The 24,314-nt window shown below is 70.6% G+C and carries 16 protein-coding genes and 1 pseudogene; 8 read left to right on the plus strand and 9 right to left on the minus strand.

Annotated features, from left to right (window positions below; translation table 11 throughout):
* Window positions 1–262: 262 nt before the first annotated feature.
* The 5 genes from ABEA82_RS34060 to ABEA82_RS34080 all read left to right on the plus strand — a co-directional run bounded on the left by ABEA82_RS34060 (window position 263) and on the right by ABEA82_RS34080 (window position 6,672).
* Window positions 263–2,347: a SpoIIE family protein phosphatase gene (locus ABEA82_RS34060; RefSeq protein WP_345665740.1), complete on the plus strand. Its 2,085-nt coding sequence runs from the start codon at window positions 263–265 to the stop codon at window positions 2,345–2,347.
* A 42-nt stretch (window positions 2,348–2,389) separates the two neighbouring features.
* Complete coding sequence (locus ABEA82_RS34065; protein ID WP_345665599.1) at window positions 2,390–2,788, plus strand: nuclear transport factor 2 family protein; 399 nt, start codon at window positions 2,390–2,392, stop codon at window positions 2,786–2,788.
* Between the two features lie 234 nt (window positions 2,789–3,022).
* Entirely contained in the window at window positions 3,023–3,544 is a 522-nt protein-coding gene (locus ABEA82_RS34070) for a DUF4232 domain-containing protein (RefSeq protein ID WP_345665600.1), read from the plus strand.
* Between the two features lie 232 nt (window positions 3,545–3,776).
* Entirely contained in the window at window positions 3,777–4,157 is a 381-nt protein-coding gene (locus ABEA82_RS34075; protein ID WP_345665601.1) for a hypothetical protein, read from the plus strand.
* A 31-nt stretch (window positions 4,158–4,188) separates the two neighbouring features.
* Window positions 4,189–6,672, plus strand: coding sequence for a tetratricopeptide repeat protein (locus tag ABEA82_RS34080; protein ID WP_345665602.1), 2,484 nt, complete (start codon window positions 4,189–4,191; stop codon window positions 6,670–6,672).
* A 40-nt stretch (window positions 6,673–6,712) separates the two neighbouring features.
* Here ABEA82_RS34080 and ABEA82_RS34085 read toward each other — a convergent pair whose 3' ends face one another.
* A complete protein-coding gene (locus ABEA82_RS34085; RefSeq protein WP_345665603.1) occupies window positions 6,713–8,140 on the minus strand; it encodes a 3-hydroxybutyrate oligomer hydrolase family protein in 1,428 nt (475 codons plus the stop codon).
* 340 nt (window positions 8,141–8,480) lie between these two features.
* Between ABEA82_RS34085 and ABEA82_RS34090 the strand changes: the two are divergent.
* Window positions 8,481–9,551, plus strand: a pseudogene (locus ABEA82_RS34090) (extracellular catalytic domain type 1 short-chain-length polyhydroxyalkanoate depolymerase); the annotation flags it as partial.
* Between the two features lie 84 nt (window positions 9,552–9,635).
* Here the strand turns inward: ABEA82_RS34090 and ABEA82_RS34095 are convergent.
* A complete protein-coding gene (locus ABEA82_RS34095; protein WP_345665604.1) occupies window positions 9,636–10,199 on the minus strand; it encodes a snapalysin family zinc-dependent metalloprotease in 564 nt (187 codons plus the stop codon).
* Between the two features lie 221 nt (window positions 10,200–10,420).
* On the opposite strand from ABEA82_RS34095, the gene ABEA82_RS34100 reads away from it, so the two are divergent.
* Window positions 10,421–11,095: a hypothetical protein gene (locus ABEA82_RS34100; RefSeq protein WP_345665605.1), complete on the plus strand. Its 675-nt coding sequence runs from the start codon at window positions 10,421–10,423 to the stop codon at window positions 11,093–11,095.
* A 24-nt stretch (window positions 11,096–11,119) separates the two neighbouring features.
* On the opposite strand, the gene ABEA82_RS34105 is transcribed toward ABEA82_RS34100, so the two are convergent.
* The 4 genes from ABEA82_RS34105 to ABEA82_RS34120 form a co-directional block, all read right to left on the minus strand.
* Complete coding sequence (locus ABEA82_RS34105; protein ID WP_345665606.1) at window positions 11,120–11,641, minus strand: hypothetical protein; 522 nt, start codon at window positions 11,639–11,641, stop codon at window positions 11,120–11,122.
* Between the two features lie 180 nt (window positions 11,642–11,821).
* Window positions 11,822–13,885 carry a discoidin domain-containing protein gene (locus ABEA82_RS34110; RefSeq protein ID WP_345665607.1) on the minus strand — a complete coding sequence of 688 codons (2,064 nt, stop codon included), beginning with the start codon at window positions 13,883–13,885 and terminating at the stop codon, window positions 11,822–11,824.
* A 280-nt stretch (window positions 13,886–14,165) separates the two neighbouring features.
* On the minus strand, window positions 14,166–14,753 hold the full coding sequence (locus ABEA82_RS34115; protein WP_345665608.1) for a response regulator: 588 nt from the start codon (window positions 14,751–14,753) through the stop codon (window positions 14,166–14,168).
* Window positions 14,750–18,922, minus strand: coding sequence for a HAMP domain-containing protein (locus ABEA82_RS34120; protein WP_345665609.1), 4,173 nt, complete (start codon window positions 18,920–18,922; stop codon window positions 14,750–14,752). Before ABEA82_RS34120 ends, ABEA82_RS34115 begins: the two co-directional genes overlap by 4 nt.
* 301 nt (window positions 18,923–19,223) lie before the next feature.
* Here ABEA82_RS34120 and ABEA82_RS34125 point away from each other — a divergent pair, with 301 nt between their 5' ends.
* Window positions 19,224–21,110: a SpoIIE family protein phosphatase gene (locus tag ABEA82_RS34125; protein WP_345665610.1), complete on the plus strand. Its 1,887-nt coding sequence runs from the start codon at window positions 19,224–19,226 to the stop codon at window positions 21,108–21,110.
* A 25-nt stretch (window positions 21,111–21,135) separates the two neighbouring features.
* Here the strand turns inward: ABEA82_RS34125 and gdhA are convergent, their stop codons facing one another.
* Genes gdhA through ABEA82_RS34140 form a run of 3 tightly spaced genes read right to left on the minus strand, consistent with a single transcriptional unit; the run spans window position 21,136 to window position 24,303 of the window.
* Window positions 21,136–22,482 carry an NADP-specific glutamate dehydrogenase gene (gene gdhA, locus ABEA82_RS34130; RefSeq protein ID WP_345665611.1) on the minus strand — a complete coding sequence of 449 codons (1,347 nt, stop codon included), beginning with the start codon at window positions 22,480–22,482 and terminating at the stop codon, window positions 21,136–21,138.
* Window positions 22,483–22,513: 31 nt separating this feature from the next.
* A complete protein-coding gene (locus ABEA82_RS34135) occupies window positions 22,514–23,101 on the minus strand; it encodes a TetR/AcrR family transcriptional regulator (RefSeq protein ID WP_345665612.1) in 588 nt (195 codons plus the stop codon).
* 32 nt (window positions 23,102–23,133) lie between these two features.
* Complete coding sequence (locus tag ABEA82_RS34140) at window positions 23,134–24,303, minus strand: pyridoxal phosphate-dependent aminotransferase (RefSeq protein ID WP_345665613.1); 1,170 nt, start codon at window positions 24,301–24,303, stop codon at window positions 23,134–23,136.
* Window positions 24,304–24,314: the final 11 nt, after the last annotated feature.

The raw sequence follows: 24,314 nt of genomic DNA on the forward strand, positions 1-24,314 counted from the left end.
CCGCTGCCCCGGACGCAGCAACGTCAGCTCGGGGTGGTCTCACAGCGCATGCTCAAGGTGCTCCAGGTGCCCTGCCCGACGGATCCGGAACCGGCCGGGGGCAGGCCGTCCCGTTCCGGCCGGGCGCCGGGGCGGGGCTGACCTCGCCCTGCTGCCACTGCGCGCCAGGCTCGACACACAGATCTCCGCACCGACTCACCACAGGTCGCATATCGTCTGATATGTGGCAGATGACGGTGATGGGATCAGTGGCGAGACGTCGATGGAGGAGGCGCTCAGTGCCACGGTGCGCCGCACCGGGGCCTCGGCGGGAGGCGTGTACCTGTTGTCGGCGGCGGAACCGGTCCTGGGGCTGGCGGCGGTGTGCGGGATGCCGGTGGCGGCCGCGTCGCCGTGGTGGCGGGTGGCGGTGTCGGCCGCGGGCCCGCTGTCGGAGGCGGTGCGGGAGGACCGTCTGGTGTGGGTGGGGCGACAGGAGGATCTGGCTCGCCTGTATCCGAACGCCGCGGCGGGGCTGCCCTACCAGTTCGCGCTGGCCTTCGCCCCGCTGCACGGAGCCCGCCGGTGGGGAGCGCTGGCGCTGGTGTGGTCCGCGAGCCACCCGCCGTCCCTGACCCGGCGCGAACGCGGGCACATTCAGTCCAGTGCCCGCCGCATCACGCAGGTACTGGACGAATCACCGGTGCCGTGGAGCATTCCGGACCAGCCCCGGGCCGTCCCCCTGCGCCATCCGGGCCCGGACGCGGCGCAGACCGGGCTGGCCGCCGCCGACCTGGTCCAACGGCTGCCCATCGGCACCCTCAGCCTCGATCTGGAAGGGCGCATCACCTACCTCAACGCCGCCGCCGCGCGACTGCTCGGCCGCAGGGCCGAGCGTCTCCTCGGCACCCTGCCGTGGCAGGCCGTGCCCTGGCTCGACACCCCGGTCCACGAGGACCACTACCGCACCGCGGTCTTCAGCCGTGAGCCCGTCGCCTACACCGCGCTGCGCCCACCTGACGTGTGGCTCGACTTCCAGCTCTACCCGAACGCCAGCGGCATCAGCGCCCTCATCTACCCCCGCCACCAGCAGCACCCCCCGGACACATCACCGCCTCGCCCCACCGCACCCCTCGGCACCGCCCCCAAGGGCGCCAGCACGGGTCGGATCCACCAGCTGACCCATCTGGCAGCGGCCCTGAGCCAGACCGTCACCGTCGCGGACGTGATCCATGTCGTGGCCGACCAGATCGTGCCCGCTTTCGGCGCTCAGGGCATGGTCATCTCCACCAACGACGCCGGACGCCTGAAGATCACCGGGCACCGCGGCTACGATCCGCGCAGCGTCGCACGCCTGGACGGTCTGCCCCTGGACACCGACGTGACACCCGCCGGCCACGTCCTGCAGAGCGGCATCCCCGCCTTCTTCGCCGACCCCGGCGAGATGGCCCGCGCCTACCCGCAGGCGCCCGCCCTCAGCGGCAAGCAGGCCTGGGCCATGCTGCCCCTGGTCGTCTCCGACCGCCGTGTCGGCTGCTGCGTGCTGTCCTACGACCATCCGCGCCGGTTCAGCGCGAGCGATCGTGCCGTACTGGTGTCACTGGGGGGCCTCATCGCCCAGGCCATGGACCGGGCACGCCTGTACGACGCCAAACACGACCTCGCCCACAGCCTGCAGCAGACCCTCCTGCCGGTGACCCTGCCCCACATCCCCCAGCTCAGCGTCGCCGCCCGTTACCTGCCGGCCGCCCACGGCATGGACATCGGCGGCGACTTCTACGATCTGATCCGCCTCAGCGACACCACCGCCGCCGCCGTCATCGGAGACGTGCAAGGACACAGCATCAACGCCGCCGCCCTCATGGGGCAGGTCCGCACGGCCGTCCACGCCACCGCCGGTACACGCCCCGGCGATGTCCTGGCCCGCACCAACCGCGTCCTGCTCGACCTGGAGACCGACCTGTTCGTCTCCTGCCTCTACATCCACATCGACCTCGCGGAGCGGCGTCTGCACCTGGCCAGCGCCGGGCACCCTCCCCCGATCCTGCGCACCTCCGCCCCCACCCCGCGCACCCGCGTGCTGGAAGTGGAGCCAGGGCCGCTGCTCGGGATCGACACCGGCTCGGACAGCCACTACCCCGTCACCACCGCGCCGGTGCCCCCAGGGTCGCTCCTCGTCCTCTACACCGACGGCCTCGTCGAAAGCCCCGACACCGACATCACCGAGTCCATCGCCACCCTCGCCCGCCATCTCACCAGCAGCGGCAACCAGTCCCTCGACGCTCTCGCCGACAGCCTCATCCACCACGCCCTCCCCCAGCACAGCCACACCGACGACATCGCCCTGCTGCTGCTCCACATCCAGTGACGGCGGATCGCAGCCTCCTCACCGCTGACGCAGACTGAAGACATGACCGACCGTGACGGCTTCCTGGCGTGGGTCAGGACGGCCCTGTACGAGGCGGAGCTCGCACTGCACAACGGCGACGCGGCCCCCCGCCGGGCGCTCTGGTCGCACAACGAGCCCGTGAGCGTCCTCGGGGCGTGGCGCAGCGCCCACGGCCTTCGGGAAGTCGGCACCCTCTTCACCGCCCTGGAAAACAGCTTCTCCGACTGCACGTCGTACAGGTTCGAGATCCAGGCGTACGGCGTTTGCGGGGACATGGCCTACACCGCCGGCCTCGAGCACACCTCCGCCTCCGTCGACGGAGAGCCGCGCACGTACACCTTGCGTGCCACGCAGGTGTACCGCCGCGAGGACGGCCAGTGGAAGGTGGCCCATCGCCACGCGGACGCCCTCACCCAGTGACGCGCGACGGTGCGGCGCGAGCTGCCGGACGTGCCCTCGCCGAACCGGGTCAGTGGCTCCACCGTCCCAGCGGCCCGTTCCAGGCTGCCGGCGTCTGTGCAGATCAGCGTAGGTTTCGGCGTTCCAGCGTCCCGCGATGACCGCCACTGGTGGTGGGCGGGACGGATCGCGGAGCAAGCTGCGGTCGGCCCAGCAGACCGCTGGGCGACCCACTTCTGCACGATGGAGATCTCGATGCGTTCGCGCTCTGCCGCCCGCTCCGCCCGCCTCGCCCTGATCGCGGTCGCCGCGGCGGCCCTCACCGCCACCGCGACCGTCAACGCCACCGCCGACAGCCGGAGCAGCACCGCACGGGCCTGCGGAACGAAGGACCTGACCTTCAAGGTCAGTTCCGAGACGCAGGCGGGTGGCTACCTTCTGGTCACCGCCAAGGCCAAGTCCGGCGTCACCTGCTACCTGGAGGGCGTCTTCCCCTCCGCGTCCTTCGGTTCCTCCGCCGACACCGAGGTGGCGCCGGCCGAGCACGCTGCGAGCGAGAACGTCACGCTCTCCGGCTCCACCGCCGCCTACGCCGGCATCAACCCCAAGACCACCGGCAACGACTTCGGCAGGGAGTTCGAGCGGCTCCACCTCTCCGTCGCGGGCGACGAGATCAACTCCATCACCCTCAGCCTCCCCGAGGCGGTCAAGGTCGACCGGCCCATCGCCACCAACTGGCACGCCGATCCCGCCGATGCGGTCCCCTTCTCCGACTGACGCACGCTTCCTCGCCCCGGTCGACGGACACACCGTCGGCCGGGGAGCCTGCTGTACGGCAGGCGCGTTCGACCGGCCTGTTGTGGTGGATCACCCGCTGTGGCGCGTGTGCCGTAAATGGTGCCGACTGTCGGGGAAGTGGTTTTTCGGAAAGTGGCGCAGCCGCACCGACGGGTCTGGTACTCCTGGGCCTCACCTGGCGGCCGGGGGGCCGCCGTAGGAGGGGGATCTGATGTCGAGGAGCAGGACGGCAGGGGTGCTGACCGTGGCCGTACTCGTCATCGTCTCGACGCCACTGGTGTGGTTGCTCGGCAGCCCGGACGCGGGGCAGTTGGTCGGTGCGTCCGTGCAGGCGGCCACAGGGGTGGCGGCGTTGGTCTGGGCCGTGTTCCGACGGGTGTCGGACGATTCCGGATCCGCGCGGCGATCCCGGGACCAGAACGTCGCGGTGGCCACTGGGCGGGCACAGGCCGAGGGCGGCGCCATCGCTTCCACCGGTGTGCGTCGACCGGCCCGGGCGCCGGGCGGATCGGCGCGGGCCGAGCGGACCGGTGACGCTGTCGCACGTGGTGAGGGCAGCCGTGCGAGCACGGGCGTCGACTTCGGCGAGTAGAGCGGGCGGTGGATCGGCGAGGGGGAGGCACATGGGACGCGGGACCGGTGGCCGCAAACGCAGGCAGGGCGGCAAGGCGGCGGGCAAGGGACGATCGTCCAAGCGATCCGCCGTCCCGCCGGACACATCCGGCGGGCCGTCCGCCGTGGCGGCACACACAGGAGACGCACGGGCCACGGACGGTGCCAGCGCCGTGACGGGTCTGCGGGGCCCCGGGGCCGGCCGGGGGGCTTCGGTCCGCCGTACCGGGAACGCCAGCGCGAACGGCCCCAACTCCCTCGCCGTCTCGGGTGCCTTCACTGTGGTGCAGGCTCCGTCGGAGCCGCTTCAATGGCCGCAGGTGGTGGGAAACCCGCCGACGCCGGCATCGCCCTTCCAGGAGCGGGCCGAGGTCCGGGAACGCATCGAGTCGGCGCGGAACCGGCACGCCACGGTGGTTCTCACCCAGGTGCTGCGCGGCGGTGGCGGAGTGGGCAAGTCCCAGCTTGCCGCCAAGCTGGCCTGGGAGGCGCTCGACGGGGGCGCCGACCTGGTGGTGTGGGTGAACGCGGCCTACCCCGGCCAGGTGGTCGCCGAGTACGCCGCTGCCGCCCGCCGGGTGGAGGCACGCGGTGCGGACGGGCAGGACGCCGAGGTCGACGCCCGGGCGTTCCTGGACTGGCTGTCCGCCACCCGGCGGCGGTGGTTGGTCGTCCTGGACGACGTGGCCGACCCGGAGGGGCTCGCCGCCTGGTGGCCGCCGGCATCGTTGCGGGGCCGTGGCCGTGTGCTCGCCACCACCCGGCGCAGGGACGCCGCGCTGTTCGGTGGCGGCCGCGCGGTGGTGGACGTCGAGGGCTACACCTCAGAAGAGGCCCTCGCCTATCTGGAAGGCCGGCTGGCGGAGGCCGGTGCCGACCACTTGCGGGACGGGACGCAGGCCGACCTCGTGGCCGCGTTGGGGTTGCTGCCGCTGGCGCTCTCGCACGCCGCCGCCTACATGGTCAACGAGGATGTGCCGTGCGGACAGTACCTGCGGCTGTTCCAGGATCGTCACCGGCTGCTGGACGAGGTGCTTCCCGCCAGCGCGGACACCGAGGGGTACGGGCGACAGGTCGCCGCGGCGCTGCTGCTGTCCCTGGACGCCGCCCAGGCCTCCGCCCCGGTCGGGCTCGCGGTGCCCGCGCTGCGCCTGATCGCCCACCTCGACCCCGCGGGCCACCCTCACGAGTTGTGGGACAGCGAGCCGGTGCTGCGGCATCTACGCGCTCATCGTGGATCGCGCCGACGCTTCCTGCGGCCCCGGACCGGTCCGGAACAGGCACGCGCCGTGCTGCGTCTGCTGCACCGCTACGGGCTGATCACCGACGACTCGGCGCACGGCAGGCGGGCGGTTCGGCTGCATGCGCTGACGGCCCGGGCGGCGCGCGAGACGGTACCCGGCCGGGACCTGCCCGCGACGGTGCGGGCGATCACGGCAGGGCTGGAGGAGTTGTGGCCGGAGCTGGACCAGATCGATTCCGACCTCGCTGCCGTCCTGCGTTCCAACACCAGTGCCTTGGCGGCTTGTGCCGAGGACACCGTGTGGGCCGACGACGATGCCCGGCTGCTGCTGTGGCGTGCGGGCAAGAGCCTGCTGGACGCGGGCGCGTTCAGCACCGCGTTCGCCTACTGGGAGGAACTGACCGAACAGGCCGGAAGACGGCTGGGCCAGGGCCATCGGCACACCCTGCTGGCCCGCAACAACCTGGCCTCCGCCTATGGGCAGGCCGGCCGCATCAAGGAAGCCATCGCCCTTCAGGAGCGCGGTCTCGCCGACTGTGAGCGGGAGCTCGGCAGCCGGCACCGGGCCACTTTCATCGCCCGGGCCAATCTGGGTGTCTCCTACCAGCAGGCCGGTCGTATCAGCGAGGCCCTCGCCATGCTGGAGCAGGTGGCTGCGGACCGCGAGCGGCATCTCGGCACCGGCCATCCCGACTTCGAGAACTCCCTGTTGAACCTCGCTCCTTGTTATTGGCATGTCGGCCGCACCGACGAGGCGATCGACATACTGGAGCGCATCGACCGGGGCCGGGGTCGCGCCGACGACCCCAACACGCTCACGGTGCGTTACGTCCTGGCCCAGTCGTACCACCTCGCCGGGCGCACCCACGAGGCGACCCGCCTGATGCAGAGGGTCATCGCCGACCGTGAACGTCAACTGGGGCCCGACCACCCGGAGACACTCGCCGCACGCGACAGCCTTGCCGCGTGCTACTTGGAGGATGAGCGCAGCCGGGAGGCCATCGCTCTGCTGGAGCCCAACGTCGATGACTGGACGCGACTCCAGGGGCCCCGGCACCCCAGCACCGTCTCCAGCCGGGCTCATCTCGCCAACGCCTACTGGAAGGCGGGCCGTCGAACGGAGGGGATCGCCCTGCTGGAGACGGTCGTCGCCGATCGCCGGCGGCTGTTTCCCCGGTCGCATCCCGAGACCGTGAAGATGGCTGCCATGCTGAGGCAGTGGCAGAGGGAACACAGGCCACGCCGACGCTGATCGGCTTCCACGCACTCCGGGGTCTCCGAGGGGCGAAGCGCTACCGCGAGCCCAGCGAGCAGTTGTTCGCGAGGGTCGCCGGATTTCGTCCGGCCGGCAGGAGGACGGTGCGGGAGGCGGGCGGCAGGTGTCCTGATCCGAGCCAGTCTTCCAGGGCCGCGAAGGCCGTACGGTGGCACGGCGTGAGCGGACGCAGTCGGTCCGGGTAGGTGTCGACCAGAGCGTCGGTGTGGGTGCCCCCCTCGATGCGGTAGTAGCGGTGCAGGTGGCCACGCCCGGCCTCGCGCACCATGCGGGCGTAGACGTCGGAGTCCCGGCCGATCGGCAGCAGGACGTCCAGGGTGCCGTGCAGGGTGATCAGTGGTTTGCCGATGCGTCCGGTGAGACCGATCTTCCGCACGGCCCTCCTGACCTCGTCGGGTCGGGCCGCGTAGTCGTAGTCGGCGTCACAGGCCGGCGTGCCCGACGTGCAGAAGGGCGTGCCCGCCTCGGTGGGCCCGTCGAAGCCGGGGTCCAGTTCCTCGCGGTAGATGCGCTGGGTCAGGTCCCAGTAGACCTCGTGGTGGTACGGCCAGAGGAACTCGGACCCGGCCGGGAATCCGGCGGCGTGCAGGGCCCTGCGGGCCTTTTCCGCTCCATGGCCCCCGGCGGCGTACCCGGGGTAGTTGCGTAGTGCCTCGGGCAGGAAGTCGAGCAGGGTGGGGCCGTCGGAGCGCCAGAGCGTGCCCTCCCAGTCCACTCCCCCGTCGTAGAGGCCGGGGTGGTTCTCCAGTTGCCAGCGCACGAGGTACCCGCCGTTGGAGAGACCGGTCACCAGCGTGCGTGACGGCGGACGGTGGTAGCGCCGGGTGACCGTGGCCCGGGCCGCTCGGGTGAGCTGGGTGAGCCTGTCGTTCCACTCGGCGATGGCGTCGCCGGGTGTCTTCCCGTCCCGGTGGAAGGCGAGGCCGGTGTTGCCCTTGTCGGTGGCCGCGTAGGCGTACCCGCGGGACAGCACCCAGTCGGCGATGGCCCGGTCGTTGGCGTACTGCTCACGGTTGCCCGGGGTGCCCGCGACCACCAGACCACCGTTCCACCGGTCGGGCAGGCGGATCACGAACTGGGCGTCATGTCTCCAGCCGTGGTTGGTGTTGGTGGTGGAGGTGTCGGGGAAGTAGCCGTCGATCTGGATGCCCGCGATCCCGCCGGGGGTGGCCAGGTCCTTCGGGGTCAGACCTGCCCAGTCGGCCGGGTCGGTGTGTCCCGAGGCGATCGTGCCGGCCGTGGTCAACTCGTCCAGACAGGCGGCCTGCTGGTGCTCGGCTCCCGGTACACGCAGCTTCGTCAGGTGTTCGCAGTGGCTGCCCCGGCTCGCCGGTGTCGCCGTGGCGGGGACGGCGGCGGAGCCGAGCGTGAGGGCGGCCAGGGCGAGGGCCGCCGGAGCGCTTCTCCGCCAGGAGCGTGGTGTGGACCGAAGGGAGAGACGCATGGGTGTGCCTCCGCGATCGCGTGCAAGGACGAGCCGGAGACTATGACGCGTGGTGGCTGCTCCATATAGGGGTGCCGACCATCATCCGCTGCTCGGCATTGGTGGCCGACACCACCCGGCCGAGGGCCCCGGAGGACGCTTGGCCCGTGCGCGCTCCTGCCATACGCGACCAGCACCCATCGGGCCATGTAGGGCCGTCACACAGGTTTTCGTCAAGCGTGGTAGCCCCGCCCATGCCTCCGCCGGCGAGCGCGCGCCGATGATGCACGCCACGCCGGTCACCGGGCCCCTGCCGGGTATCGGCGACGCGAAGCGTCCCCCACATCTGGAGGCAGTCGTCATGGGACAGTCGCATCCTCCGTACCGCTTCACCGGAGGCCGCCGCCTCATCGGAGGCATCCGCCGGTGGGTCACCGCCGCCGCGGCGGCCCTGGCCCTGACCGGTGGCCTGATCGCCGGGAGCCCCCAGGCATCCGCCGCGGGGCTGACCCAGGTCACCGGCTTCGGGACCAACCCCGGCAACCTGTCGATGTACACCTACGCGCCCGACGGGCTGCCGGCCGACGCCCCGCTCGTGGTCGCCCTGCACGGCTGCACGCAGAGCGCGAACGACTACTACGCCCACTCCGGCTGGCCGAAGTTCGCCGACACCTACGGCTTCGCCCTGGTCTTCCCCCAGACGAGCGGCGCCAACAACGCCAACTCCTGTTTCAACTGGTTCCAGCCGGGCGACAGTGCTCGCGGGCAGGGCGAGGCGCTGTCGATCAGGCAGATGGTCGACAAAGCGGTCTCGCTCTACGGCAGCGACACGCGGCGGGTCCACATCACCGGGCTGTCCGCCGGCGGCGCCATGACCGCGAACATGCTGGCCGCCTACCCCGACCTCTTCGCGGGCGGCGCCATCGGCTCCGGACTGCCCGCGCGCTGCGCGAGCGGCGTGTCCGCGGCGTACACCTGCATGTACAGTCCGCCGGACAGGAGCCCGGCCCGTTGGGGTGACCTGGTCCGCTCCGCCGCTCCCGCCGGCACGACCTCCTGGCCGCGTGTCGCCATCTGGCAGGGCACCGCCGACACCACCGTCAATCCCCGCAACGCCACCGAGTTGCGCGACCAGTGGACGAACGTGTGGGGCGTCGGCCAGACGCCCTCCCGCACCGAGAGCCTCGACGGGGGCGCCACGTTGAGCGTCTACGACGACGCCTCCGGCCGGCCCGCTGTCGAGGTCTACTCGGTCGCCGGTATGGGGCACGGGCTGGCGGTCGAACCGGGCGGCGGCACCGAGCAGTGCGGCAGTACCGGCACCTACTACCTCGACACCCTGTGCTCCAGCTACCACACCGCCCGCTTCTGGGGCCTCGACGACGACCGGAGCGCCGGCGCACTGCCCGCACCCACGGGGCCGACGGTCACCTGAACCACCCCGGTTTGGGCCTGTCCGCGCGAACAGCGCGTCGGGCAGGCCCACTTCCTCGTGTGCGGTGCGATGCGGTACCGGTCAGTCCACGATCACCCCGGCACCCGGCGCCGGTGCCCGGCCGACGAGCAGGCCGCCGAAGTTCCCCTCGACCTCCGCCTTCTCCGCCGTGTTCGGATAGGGGTTGGTGCAGGCTGTGCCCGCGCTGGAACCGGACATGAGGCTCGAGCACGGTCCGGGCTTGCGGTCCGGCAGGCCCAGGATGTGTCCGACTTCATGGGCGGAGATACGGATCGTGTCGTAACCCTGGTCGACGGCCTGGCGACCGATGTACACGGTTCCGTTGCCCAGGGTGGTGGGCAGTGCGCGCGGCCAGCCGTTGTCCGCCAGCACCCGTATGTTCGCGCGTTGCCCGGAGGCGGCCGGCCGCAGCTCGACGGCGTCGACACTCTCGTTCCAGATCGCCGCGCCCCGGTCGACCGCACTCCTGAACTCCGCCGAGCCTGCGGCGTCGTAGGTGAGGACACGGGCCGCCAGGGGGCTGCCCGCCGCGTCGTGGGAAGCGGCCACGGCCTGGCCGCCCGTCAGGGACATGGACACCAGACAGGCAGCGGCCAGGCCACCGGTCAGCATTCGGACGTGCATGATCGACCTCCTCGTGGGGAAAGGCAGTCGTGCTCATGACATTCTCTGGCTCACTGCCCGGCCGAGGTGGAAACCAATCCGTCAGTTCCACGCCATAACTCTGGGTCGGCATGCAGCACATGACATGGTTCGGCACGAACAGCCGGCTCGGACTGTCCGTACCATCTCTACATCAAGGCACCTTGCGTACAGCACGGTCCCGCCGAGGAAAGGTCAGCACCATGTCCGAGCCAACGACTCCCGCCACCGAACTGGCGTCGCAGTACATCGCGCGGGTGACCGGCGACCTGGAGGCGAACGTCAAGGAGCAGGAACGGATCAGCGCGGAGATCGCGTCCCTGCAGGAGCAGCTTGCCACCCTGCAGCGTGACCACACCGTGCTGGTGAACATGCAGCAGGCACTCGGCGTCACCAGGGTGCCTGCCGAGCCCTCGGCCGAACTTCCGAGCGTCGCGGTGCCCGCTCCGCGACGGAAGAAGGCCGACGCCGCGCCCGACGGCAAGCAGAAGGCACGCAAGTCCCCCTCCGCGCCGCGCAAGCGAGCCGCCAAGAAGTCCGCGGCGAAGACCGCGAGTACGGCGAAGACGGCGAGTACGGCGAAGACGGCGAAGACGGCGAAGGCCACGCAGCCCACCCTGGTCGAGCTGATCCGCCGCCACCTCGCCGAACAGAAGGAACCCCGCTCCGCCGCGGAGATCTCGGCAGCGCTCGGTCAGGCCCACCCCGGTCGCGACATCACCGCCAAGGTCGTACGCGTCACGCTCGAGGGACTCGTCGCCAAGAGCCAGGCCGAGCGCAGCAAGCAGGGCAGGTCCGTCTTCTACACCGCCCCCGCATCGGAGCCGGCGGTCGCGTCCGAGGAGGCCGGGGCACAGGCCGAAGGCGCCGAGGGATGACAACCTGCCCGACGGCCGTGGGTGCTACGCGGCGTCGTGGATGACGAGCTTGAACTCGGCGAGGGTCAGCAGGCGCGGGTTGGCGTCGTTGTGGGTGACGCGGAGTGCCAGCGGGGTGCCCGGGGCGACGAAGATGCCGTGGTTCTTGACGAAGTACTGGCCGCCGGGCGTGGGCGTGCGGTGCTCGGTCGCCGTGGTGTCGGCGGGGTGGGGAGTCAGGGCCAGCGGGTCACGGACGTACTGATCGCGCAGCTCGGTGTAGCCTCCGGTGCCGCCGGCGGCCTCCCACTGGATCAGCGCGTACAGGTGGCCCCAGCCGGCTTTGGACGGCCAGATGAGGCCACTGCGGTCGTCCGTCGCCCAGTCGTTCACCACGTAGCCGTCCGGCTGGGCGGTCTGGTGCATCTCGAACCGGTCCGTCGACTCCGCCGTGCCGAAGGGGAACCGGACGATCTTGTACGTGGTTCCCGGCGCGATCAGTTGAGGCGTGTCGACCTTGAGGGAACAGACCTGTACTCCGGGGGCAGCGCCGGCATCCGTAGCCATGGCTCAGCACTGCCCCGCTTCGGCCGGGGCCATGCCCCCTCAGGGCTCGCACACCAGGCCGATGACGTGTGCGGTGGCCGCGCCGTCCCGGGCCATCGCCCCGACCGGATCGCCGCTTCGGTGAGCCGTCGCCGCCGCTCGGCGGACGGCAACCGTGCCATGGAGCCCCTTTCGTGGGTGTCAGCCGCTGTGGACACCGACCTCGTAGAGGGAGTAGCCCCATCCGGTGCCGCGTTCCAGTCCCTGGACGCGTACGTACCTGGCCGGTGTGGCGGCGAATCTCGCGGTGTCCAGGCCGCCGTCGCCCGCTGTCGTGGACCAGGCGGTCCGCCAGTCGACCCCGTCGGTGGAGAGCTCGATGCGGTACGACTTCGCGTACGCGCGCTCCCAGTCGAGGGTGACCCGCGTGACGGGCCGGGTGGAGCCGAGGTCGAGCTTGTACCACTGGTCGTCGCTCCAGTCGCTCGCCCAGCGGGTGGCGCGGTCGCCGTCGACGGCGCGGTGCGGAGCGTAGCTGGTGAACAGACTCCACTCGGAGGAACTGGCCGACGTGGCCGCGCCGCTCGCGAGGTCGGTCCCGGCCTCGTGCGTCTCGGAGGCCGCCCAGGTGCCGAGGTAGGACTCGGCGCCCCGGAAGAGGTCGTCGACCACGTCCTGGCCGCCGACGCGGCGGATGTCCTCGATCCAGTCGGGGACGAGGCCGTAGTGGGCGGCGCCGTCGGTGTTCAGGTCCCAGGTACGCTGACCGGTGGTCTGCCGGTCGATGACGGAGCCGCCGTCGACGCTCCTGAAGGGGTACGTGACCTTGTCGGGGGCGTCCGCGCCGCGCGGGGCCGGCCAGCCGCCGACACCGTTCATGTCGGTGCCGTAGCCGTAGCCCACGCCGTATTTGTCGCGCAGGGCCTCGGTGCGCTTGGCCTCCGAGACGAAGCCCTCGGAGCCGTGCATGTACTGGGCGATGAAGCCGCCGAGGCCGTAGACCCGTTCGGTCCAGTCCATGTCCATCCAGCTGTGCGAGGAGAGCACGCCGGGGTAGGACTCGGACTCGAAGATGTCGAGCACCCGGCCGGCGGCCTTGACGCTCATGTGGTCGATCTCCAGCATCATCCCGCGTCGCATCATGCCGCGGGTGGCGTACTCGCCGAGTTCGGTGAGCCCTCGGACGTTGCACTGGGCGTCGGCGCTGTAGGAGGGGACCTCCGCGCCCGCGGGGAGCTTCTTCTCGGCCTCTGCGGCCGAGGCGTTGCCTATGGGGTTGTCGTGCTGGGGTCCCGTGCACTTCTCGGTCTTCCAGAAGGTGCCGGTCGACAGGAACTGGCCGACGTTGATGGCCGTTCCGAGTGTGCCCGAGTCGAAGCGGACACCGCACAGCGCGTTGTCGAACTTGTGGCACAGGAACATGCTGCGCACGCCCAGGGCGTACAGCTCGTCCAGTCCCTTGTCGATGTCGGCCTTGCCGCACTGCGCGATGTCGAGGATCTGTTTGCAGCCGAAGGGCTCGGAGGTCTCCACACCGAGGACGACCGCCAGCTTGCCCTGCTCGATGACCTTCCGGGCCTGGGAGCTGTCGGTGACGATCCGGAACCAGCCCTTGCCGGGGCCGCCGTACATCTTGTCGACGAAGGACTGCATGTCGTACGTCAGCTTGGCCTGGAGCCGGATGGACGTCATCTCGTCGCAGCCGCGGTCCTTGAAGAAGTACACGGAGCAGATGACGCCGTTGGTGACGAGGTTGTTGACCAGCACCCGCTGGCCGCCGCGCCAGGCGCGCTCCACCCAGGCGTAGTAGTTCTGCTGGTGGGTCATCGAGTCGTGGGCCGGCCAGTCCTTGAAGGTGGGCCAGCCGACCGGGTCGTGCTTGCCGTCACCGCCGTTGGTGATGAAGTCGAAGATGGCGAGGGAGCCGTCCGGGTAGTGCTCGGGACAGTCCTTGAGCGCGTCGGCGACGCCTTGTTCGGAGAACGGTTTCCCGCAGATCAGGCGTCCGCCGAAGGCCTCGTTGGAAAAGATGTGGTCATGGGCGTCGACGAAGCCGCGCACCTCGCCGGCCGCGCTGGTGCCGGTGAAGGGCTCGCCCGTGACGTTGATCCCGGAGTCCGGCGCGGGCCGTGCGGTGGGCACCCACCAGTCGGTGCCGGCCGCCGAACTCGGCGTCGGGCCCAGTGCCAAGGTGAGCACGAGCAGGAGGAGCGACGCCAGCGTGATGTTCTTGCATCTGCGGTACGGGCGTCCGGCAGTGGTCACAGCCCATGTCCCTCGGTCGGCGGGAGGGCGCGGTCGACTCGTCGGACCGTCCACGGCTGTGAGGGCCGGGAGCGAAAGCCGGGTTGTCATGACCTCGCCCAAGCTCCGACGAGCTTGGCCACTACCGCACAGCGAGTCAAGAGCCAGGGACAGATGACCTACTGACAGGGAATCAGGTACGCAGCCGACCTACTGACGGAGAATCAGGTACGCAGCCTCGCTCCCGCCCGTCGGCCCCGGGGCCGCGGCCTCGCCAGGGGGGCTCAATAGCCGAGTGCCTCTACGCGGTGCCGGTGCGGCCCGGGAGGAGGGCCCCCACAGCGCGCTCCACCTCCGTGATGCGGTCGAGGAGTACCGCCGTGTCGGTCTCCGGCCTGGTGCGCAGCAGCTGCTCGATCTGGGCGAGCCGCTCGGTGATCTCCGTGAGCCGGTCCGCGTCCTCGTCGGTCGAGCGCATCGCCAACTGGCGGTTCTTGCGGTGCAGATCGAGAAAGACGTTGACCTTGGTGCGCAGCACCCACGGGTCGACGGGCTTGGCGATGAAGTCGGCGGCGCCGATCGCGTACCCCCGGTAGGCGTAGTCCGCACCCGCCTCGGTCCCCGTCACCAGGATGATGGGCACGTCCTTGGTCTGGTCGAGACGTTTGATGTTGGCGGCCGTCTCGAAGCCGTCCATGCCGGGCATCCGGACGTCCAGGAGGACGACCGCGAACTCCTGGCGCAGCATCGCCTTCAGCGCCTGCTCCCCCGAGCGCGCCCGGACCAGGTTCTGGTGCAGCGGGCCGAGCACGGCCTCGAACGCGACGAGGTTTTCCTCCAGGTCATCGACGATGAGGATGCTCGACGGGTTGGCCAGGCTGACGCTCATCGCGCGTCCCCTGGCGGTTCGTCGCCATCGGCGTCCGTGTCCGCCGGTTCATCGGCGGCGACGGCGGGCTCCTGCTCCGCTTCCGAACAGTCGTGCTGCGGGTCCAGCAGATCGCAGATGGCCGTCAGCAGGCGGTCAATGTTCACCGGCTTGGGCACATAGTCGTTGGCGCCGCTGTCGATCGCCTTGTCGCGGTCTCCGGGCATCGCCTTGGCGGTGAGCGCGATGATCGGCAGGTGCGCGAGACGAGGAGTGTTCCGGATGGTACGGATGGCCTCGTAGCCGTCCATCTCCGGCATCATGATGTCCATCAGGACCAGGGACACATCAGGGGACCGCTCCAGGACCTCCAGTCCCTCCCGTCCGTTCTCCGCGTACCTCACGGTGATGCCGACGCGGCCCAGCGCATGGGTGAGAGCGAAGACGTTGCGGATGTCGTCGTCGACGATGAGGAGGCGGCTCCCCGCCAGGACGCGACCGGCGCGCCCGCTGAGCCATTCCTTGAGCCGCGTCGTCTCCGGCCAGGTGTCCTCGTGGCCTTCGCCGTTCCCCGGGGACTGCGTGCCCGCCTGGTCGTCCACCGGGCGGTCCGGAGCCTGGACGTCGACGCTGAAGTTCCCCGCGAGGTCCAGCACTTGTTCCGGCGACCCCTCCGCGACGAGAGCCGTCGATGCCCGGTTCTGTGCGGGAAGCGGGGGCGCGGTGCCGGCGGTGCGCAGGTCCGCCGGGCCCTGCACGGCGGTGGCGCCGGGGTGGAACGCGGGGATGTAGAGGGTGAAGCGGGACCCCACACCCGGTTCGCTCTCGGCGACGATCTTGCCGCCGAGCATCCCGGCGATCTCCCGGCTGATGGACAGGCCGAGGCCGGTGCCACCGTACTTGCGGTTGGTGGTGCCCTCGGACTGCTGGAACGCTTCGAAGATCATCGGCAGCTTCTCCGGGGCGATGCCGATCCCGGTGTCCGTCACGGAGAACGCGATGACGGTCTCCGCGTTCCTCAGCGTCTCCTCGGCGAACTGCATCCCCACCACCCGGCTGACGCGCAGCTCCACACTGCCGTCGTGGGTGAACTTCACCGCGTTGGACAGCAGGTTGCGCAGCACCTGCTGGAGGCGCTGCTCGTCGGAGTACAGCTCGGCCGGCACGTCCTTCTCGACCGCGATCTCGAAGCCCAGACCTCGATCGATGGTGAGCGGCCGGAAGGTCGCGTGGACGTAGTCGAGCAGCTTGATCAGCGGGAGGGTGCTCGGACGCACGTCCATCCGGCCTGCCTCGATCTTCGACAGGTCGAGGATGTCGCTGATCAGCTGGAGCAGGTCCGATCCAGAGCGGTGAATGGTGGTCGCGAACTGCACCTCCTGGTCCGTGAGGTGCCCGTCGGGGTTGTCGGCGAGCAGCCGGGCCAGGATCAGCAGGGAGTTGAGCGGCGTACGCAGTTCGTGCGACATGTTCGCGAGGAACTCCGACTTGTACTGCGACGCCGTCGCGAGCAGCGCGGCCTTCTCCTCCAGCTCCGCGTTGGACCTCTGGAGCTCGTCCGACCGCTCACGCAGCTCGGAGGTCAGCCGCTGGGACTCCGACAGCAGCGACTCGGTACGCGAGTTGGCGATGATCGTGTTGATCGAGACGCCGATCGTGTGGACGAACTGGTCGATGAAAGCGAGATGCACATCGCTGAACTTGCTGAGCGAGGCCAGCTCGATCACTCCGAGCACCAGGTCCTCGAAGAGGATGGGCAGGATGACGATGCTGGCCGGGCGGGACGTGCCGAGCCCGGAGTTGATCGTGATGTAGTCGGCCGGGGCGTCCGTGATGAGGATGCGCTTCTTCTCCTGCGCGGCCTGTGCGATCAGTCCACGGCCCGGCGTCCCGCTACCGGGGAGCGGACCGCCCCCGCCGGCCTGGTCCGTGCCGTAGCCGGCGATGAACTCGAGGCCCTCGCCGGCCGGCGCCCCCGCCTCGGCGAGGAAGAACGCGCCGAACTGTGCGTTCACCAGCGGGGTCAGCTCGCGCAGGATCAGGTCGGCGACCTCCACCAGGTCGCGGTGGCCCTGCATGAGTCCGGCCATGCGGGTCAGGTTCGACTCCAGCCAGTCCTTGGCGCGGGTGGTCTCGCGGAGGTTGGAGACCATGAGGTTGATGTTGTTCTTCAGTTCGGCGACCTCACCTTGCGCCTCCACCGTGATGGCGCGGGACATGTCACCCTGGGTGACCGCGCTGGCGACCTCCGCGATCGCCCGGACCTGAGTGGTGAGGTTCAGGGCCAGCTCGTTGACGTTGGTGGTCAGCCGCTTCCACGTTCCGTAGACGCCCTCGACCCGGGCCTGGCCGCCCAGCTGCCCCTCACTGCCGACCTCCCGTGCCACACGGGTGACCTCGGACGAGAACGAGGAGAGCGTGTCGACCATCGTGTTGATGGTCGTCTTCAGCTCCAGGATCTCGCCGCGCGCGTCCACGTCGATCTTCTTCGACAGGTCGCCCTGGGCGACGGCCGTGGCAACCTGGGCGATGTTGCGGACCTGCGAGGTGAGGTTGTAGGCCATGAAGTTGACGTTGTCCGTGAGGTCCATCCACACCCCGGACGCCCCGCGGACCTGTGCCCGGCCGCCGAGCCGGCCCTCCGTGCCGACCTCGCGCGCGACCCGGGTGACCTCGTCGGCGAACGCGCGCAGCTGGTCGACCATCGTGTTCACGGTCTCCTTCAGCTGGAGGATCTCCCCGCGCGCGTCGACCGTGATCTTCTTCGACAGGTCGCCGTTGGCGACCGACGTGGTCACCTGGGCGATGTTGCGGACCTGCGACGTCAGGTTCGACGCCATGAAGTTGACGTTGTCCGTCAGCTCCTTCCACACCCCCGAGACCCCGCGGACCTGCGCCTGCCCGCCCAGGTTGCCCTCGGTGCCGACCTCGCGCGCGACCCGGGTGACCTCGTCGGCGAACGCCGACAGCTGGTCGACCATGGTGTTGATCGTCGACTTCAGCTCCAGGATCTCGCCCTTCGCCTCCACGGTGATCGTCTTGCCGAGGTCGCCCTGGGCGACGGCCGTGGCGACCTGAGCGATGTTGCGCACCTGGGAGGTGAGGTTGTCCGCCATGAAGTTGACGTTCTCGGTGAGGTCCTTCCACACCCCGGAGACGCCGCGGACCTCCGCCCGGCCACCGAGGCGCCCCTCGGTGCCGACCTCACGGGCGACGCGAGTGACCTCGCCCGCGAACGCCGACAGCTGGTCGACCATCGTGTTCACGGTGCTCTTGAGCTGCAGGATCTCGCCCCGGGCGTCGACGGTGATCTTCTGACTCAGATCGCCGGTGGCGACCGCCGTGGTCACCTGGGCGATGTTGCGGACCTGCGAGGTCAGGTTCGACGCCATGAAGTTGACGTTGTCGGTGAGGTCCTTCCACACTCCCGAGACGCCCGGCACCTGTGCCCGGCCGCCGAGCTGCCCTTCGGTGCCGACCTCGCGGGACACCCGGGTGACCTCGTCGGCGAACGCGCGCAGCTGGTCGACCATCGTGTTCACGGTGAGTTTCAGCTCCAGCAGCTCGCCGGTCGCCTCGACCGTGACCTGCTGGGTCAGGTCGCCGCGCGCGACCGCCGTGGTCACCACCGCGATGTCGCGCACCTGCGCCGTGAGCCGGGAGGCCATCGTGTTGACGGCCTCGGTCACATAACGCCAGTCGCCGCCCAGCTCCTGCACCGTGGCCCGCCCGCCCAGGCGGCCCTCGGTGCCGACCTCACGGGAGACCCGGGTCAGCTCGCCGGTGAACAGCGACAGCTGTTCCACCATACGGTTCACCCCGCACCCCAGGCGCCGTAGATCGCCGCGGAGCCGGCGTCGGCCGTCGTGCAGTTCGGCGCGCTGTGTCAGGTCACCGTCAGCGACCGCGTCCAGTACGCGGGTGGCGTTCACGATGGGGACGGACAGCGATTCCAGCAGCATGTTGGCCGCGTCCACACTCGTCGTCCACTCCCCCTGGCCGGGGCTCGCCGCGAGCCGCTCGTCGAGCCGTCCCTGGCGCACCACCTCCCGGCGCACCCGGTCCAGCTCCGAAGCCAGGTGCGCGTTCCGTGCGGTGATCTGGTTGAACATTCCCGCCATCTCGGCGGGGACCCCATCGGGCAGATCTCCGATCCGTACGGTGAAGTCGCCGTCACAGAGGGATGTCATGGCCGCGAGGAGTGGACGCAGTTCGGCCACTCGTACCCACTCGCCGTCGGAGGCAGAGGGGGGCGGTCCTGCGGTCTCGGGCCGGGATTCAGCGGTCTCCCGCTCCGTGAATCCTGGCTCGGGAGAAGCGAGTTCACGGTGAGTGGCAGGGTCCATGGCAGCACATTTCTTCGGGTAAAATTACCGGTGCTTCCCCTTTAGGCTACATTCGTCCTGTATGCGTCCACAGCCAGCTGGGCAGGGGGCACCGGTGGGGCCACGAGTGGGGTCGCTTTTCGGGCCGCGTTCAGCGGCGGCGCGGATGCGTGTGCCTGCCAACGAGCTCGCGCCCACGGCGGCGCGCAAGTTTCTGCGAGCCGTCCTCGCCGAGCGGACCGCACCGCGGTTCCCCGGGGCACCGACGATCAGTTCCCGGTCCGTCGATGACGCCGTGCTCCTCGTCAGCGAGCTGGTCACCAGCGCTGTCGCACACGCCGGGTCCGAGGTCGAAGTGGCCTGCCGCCTCGAGACCGCCCCTGGCCCCCTGGCCGAACCCGCACCGGCCGAGGCCGGGTGGGTGGATGTCGTGGTCGAGGTGGTGGAGCAGGGCTCCTCGGACTGTCCCGATGACCGCAAGCGCGTCCCGAACCCCGTGCGCGGCTACGCCCGGCATCTGATGCGGGCCCTGGCCGAGTCCTGGGGCGTGACCTACCGGCACACCGGGAAGGCCATATGGTTCCGTCTCGAGTGCGCCCTGGTGGCCCCGCTCGCCGCCACGGAGCGGAGCACCGCCGTCCCCCTCCCCGCGGCCACCCCCCGTGGGCGCCCTCCCGCCGAGCCCGCCCCGCCGCGCGAGCGCCCGGGCCGCAGAGGCGAGTGGGCCGAGCGCGAGGGGCAGTGGTTCCTCGCCGAGGCCGGAGAGCTCCTCGCCGGACAGCTGGACGAGGACATGGTCGCGGCGCTCGCCGGACAGCTCCTGGTCCCGAGGCTCGCCGACTGGTGCGGTGTATGGCTGACCACGGACCATTCCGCGCTGCGGCTCTCCCGTGTCTGGCACGTGAACGAACGGCGCATCGGTCCACTCCGCCTCGCCCTGGAGAAGGACCGCCCCACCGCGGCGCTGAGCACGACCGGTGTCCCGTGGCCGTGGCCCGAGTCCGGGGGCGACGAGAACTCCGGCGGCTCGGCGCTGGCGTTCCCGCTGGTCGCGGGCGGCCGCTACCACGGCACGCTGCTGATCGGCCAGGCGGGACTGCCGGAGCTGACCGACACCGTCGTGCGGCTCGTCGAGGACGTGGCCCGGCGCATGGCCCAGGCCGTGGTCACGGCCCGCCACTACACGCGGCAGGCCAGCATCAGCCGGACCCTCCAGCGCCGGCAGCTCCCCACCTCGATCGCCGCCATTCCGGGCGTCGACACGGCGATCGTCTACGAGCCCTGGGGGGAGGGGCAGACCGTCGGCGGGGACTTCTACGACCTGTTCCCGGTGAACGACCGCCGGTGGTGTTTCCTGCTCGGCGACGTGTCCGGCCACGATGTGGAGGCGATGTCGGTCACCGGCATGGCCCGGCACCTCGTACGGCTGCTCGCACGCGAGGGTCACGGCGTCGAGTCGCTGCTCAACCGGCTGAACCTCGCCATGGCGGAGGAGGCCGCCGAGGCCATGGCGCTCCGCGGCGAACACGAGGGTTCCCGCTTCCTGAGCCTCCTGTACGGGGAACTGGAGCCCGACTCGATCGCGGGCGGCACCCGGTGCACGATCGCCAGCGCCGGGCACCCGCCGCCGTTGCGGCTGGCGACGGACGGTTCCGTGACGCCGGCCGCGAATCCGCAGATGCTGCTCGGCGTCGAAGAGCATGCGGAGTTCCACGCCGACTCCCTCACCCTCGCGCCGGGTGAGACGCTGCTGTGCGTCACCGACGGTGTGACCGAACGCCGCAACGGCTCACGGCAGCTGGACGACGACGACGGCCTGGCGGAGGTCCTGCGCGGCTGTACGGGGCTGGGCGCGAAGGCCGTGGCGGAACGGGTCCGGCGCGCCGCTCACGACTTCAGCACCGAGCCGATCGACGACGACCTCGCCATCCTCGTCCTGGAGGCGGTGCCGGCGCTCAGGACCGCGGGATCGGTGGCGACGGCTCTCCGGAACAGCGGGCTCAGGGACGGCGAGCTCCGGGGCGGTGGGCTCCGGGGCGGCCGGGCCGGTTGACGCGTCGTCCGAACCGGCGATCGGCTCAGACGACGCCCTGGGCCAGCATCGCCTCGGCGACGCGGAGGAATCCCGCGGTGTTGGCGCCGAGCACGTAGTCGTCGGCGTCCTCTCCGTAGGTCTCGGCGGTGGCCCGGCACCGGGCATGCACCTCGCCCATGATGGCGGCGAGCCGGTCCTCGGTCCGCTCGAAGGTCCAGCTGTCGCGGGAGGCGTTCTGCTGCATCTCCAGCGCGGAGGTCGCGACGCCGCCCGCGTTGGCCGCCTTGCCGGGGCCGAAGAGGACCCGGGCGTCGCGGAACACCTCCACCGCGTCGGGCGTACAGGGCATGTTCGCGCCCTCGGCCACGGCGAGCACGCCGTTCTTCACCAGCGCGACGGCGTCCTGCCTGCCCAGCTCGTTCTGCGTCGCGCACGGCAGGACGACGTCGCAGGGCACGTCGTACACCGAGCCCCTGGCCGAGAACCGCGCGCCCGGCTTCGCCTCGGCGTAGACGGAGAGGCGCGCGCGGCGCACCTCCTTGACCTCCTTGAGCAGGTCCAGGTCGAGACCGTCCTCGTCGACCAGGTGCCCCGAGGAGTCCGAGCAGGCCACCACCCGTCCGCCCAGGGCGTGGACCTTCTCCACGGCGTAGAGGGCGACGTTCCCCGAGCCGGAGACCACGACCCGGCGTCCGTCGAAGTCGTGGCCGCGGGTGGAGAGCATCTCCCGGGCGAAGTACACCGCGCCGTAGCCGGTGGCCTCGGTTCGGGCGTGCGATCCACCCCAGCCGACCGGCTTGCCGGTGAGGACGCCGGCCTCGTAGCGGTTGGTGATCCGCTTGTACTGGCCGAAGAGGTAGCCGATCTCGCGGGCGCCCACCCCGATGTCCCCGGCCGGCACGTCCGTGTGCTCGCCCAGATGCCGGTACAGCTCGGTCATGAACGCCTGGCAGAAGCGCATGACTTCGCCGTCCGAGCGGCCCTTGGGGTCGAAGTCCGACCCGCCCTTGCCGCCACCGATCGACATGCCGGTCAGCGCGTTCTTGAAGATCTGCTCGAAGCCGAGGAACTTGACGATGCCCAGGTCGACACTGGGATGGAAGCGCAGGCCTCCCTTGTACGGCCCGAGCGCGCTGTTGAACTCCACCCGGAAACCGCGGTTGACGCGCACCGTGCCCTGGTCGTCCACCCACGGCACCCGGAAGATCAGCTGCCGCTCGGGCTCACAGAGCCGCTCCACGATCCGGGCCCGCGCGTACTCCGGGTGCGCCCGGAGCACGGGGCCCAGCCCGTGCAGGACTTCGCGTGCCGCCTGGTGGAACTCCGTCTCCCCGGGGTCCCGTCGGCGGAGGGTGTCGTAGGCGGTCTCGAGGTGGGCACTGACGTCCATGCGTGCTGTCTCTCCGTTCGGTGCGGCCGGGTCAGCCGGCCTGTGGCTGTTCTGCCGCCGCCCAGCCGATCAGGGCGCCACGCAGGGCGGCCACCAAGCGGCCGGCGGCCTCGTCCTCGGTGCGTCCGCTCTTGATGAGGTCGAGGATGTCGCGTGGGTCGAACAACGCGTTCCACAGGTAGAGGGCTTCGTCGCCGAGGTCTCCGAGGCCGAGCTCGTCGGTGGTCTGCCGCAGCGGCTCGGCGAGTGCCTCGGCCTGCGGGGTGAGGTAGCCGGTGCCCTCGCGGAGCCGTTCGAGGTAGCCGCGGTGCGAGCGCATCTGGGCCATCGCGCCGCCGTGTTCGAGGACGAGAGACACCCAGTAGCGCGACACCGCTTCGAGCTTCGCCATGCCCCGGGTGGTCTGCCGTGCACTGAACTCCTTTAGCTCGGAGCCCACTTGGGCACGGAAGGCGTGCAGGATCTCCTCGACGGAGGAGAAGTGGCGGTAGGCCGTCGCGGTGGACACCTCGGCGTGCTTGGCGATCTCCGCGAGGCTGACGGGCGTGGGCGAGTTCTCGAACAGTCGCGCGGCTGCCTTGATGAGGTGCCTGCGGTTGCGCTCGGTGTCACTGCGCATGGGTCGATTCCTCGTCGTGTACGGGACGGTGCTCATCGCAGGGCCGAAAGACCGGCGGCCAGGCGGCGGACACCCTCGGTGATGGACTGCGGGCTGGCAGCGTACGACAGCCTCAGGTGCCCTTCGCCGCACGCGCCGAACTCGCTCCCGGGCCGGACGGCGACACCGTGCGTGCGCAGCGCCGCCACGACCTCCACGGACGGCAGGTCGATGTCGTAGCGCGGGAACTGGTAGAAGGCCCCTTCCGGTGCGCTGAGAGTGAGGCCGGGGATCGTGGCCAGTTCCCCGCGCATGAGTTCGCCGCGCTCCTCGTACGCGGCGCGCATCCTGGCGACGTCCTCGTCGCAGCTCTCCACCGCTGCGAGTGCGGCATCCTGGACGAAGGTGCCGACGGAGCCGTTGAAGGTGTTGTGGACGCGTGCCGACGCCTGGATGAGCTGCGGCGGTCCCCAGAGGTAGCCGACGCGCCAGCCGGTCATGGCGTAACTCTTGGAGAACGTCTGGCAGTAGACGGTCCGTTCGCGCAGGCCGTCGATCGAGATCGCGGAGGTGAAGGGCCGGCCGGTGTAGTCGAGGTCGGAGTAGGCCTCGTCGGCGATGACGATCGTGGGGGTGCCGTCGAGCAGGCGGGCGAGGGCGTCGAGTTCCTCGCGGCTGTGCACGATGCCGGTCGGGTTGACGGGGTTGCAGAAGACGAAGAGCTTGGCGCCGTCGAGGGCGTCGGCGAGCCGGTCGAGGTCCCAGTGCAGGTCCGGTGCGAGCGGGACGGGGACCACGGTGCCTCCGGCCATCGCGACCAGGTCGCCGTAGAGCGAGTAGGTGGGTTCGGGGACGACCACCTTGTCACCGGGGTCGACGATGCCGAGGATCGAGGCGGAGAGCCCCGCGGTGCCGCCCTGGGTGATCAGGATGTCGGCGGCGGAGGCCGGTGTCCCGGCGGTGGCGGTGAGCTTGGCGGCGAGGGCCTCCCGCAGGGCCGGTTCGCCGAGCAGCGGTGAGTAGTGGGTGCGTCCGGCGCGCAGCGAGGCGTGGGCCGCCGCGGTCACCTTCTCGGGCGTGTCGAAGTCGGGTTCGCCCATCGCGAGGGAGACGAGGTCGCCCCGGGACTGCGGCTGCTGCGTCCGGCGGGAGGCGGCCACGATCCGGGCGACGGCGTCGGCGGTGTCGTACAGGGGCGGCTGCGTGGTGAGGGTGGGCGGCATGCGCTCCTCCT

Source organism: Streptomyces venetus, assembly GCF_039540295.1.
GTDB classification, from domain to species: Bacteria; Actinomycetota; Actinomycetes; order Streptomycetales; family Streptomycetaceae; genus Streptomyces; species Streptomyces venetus.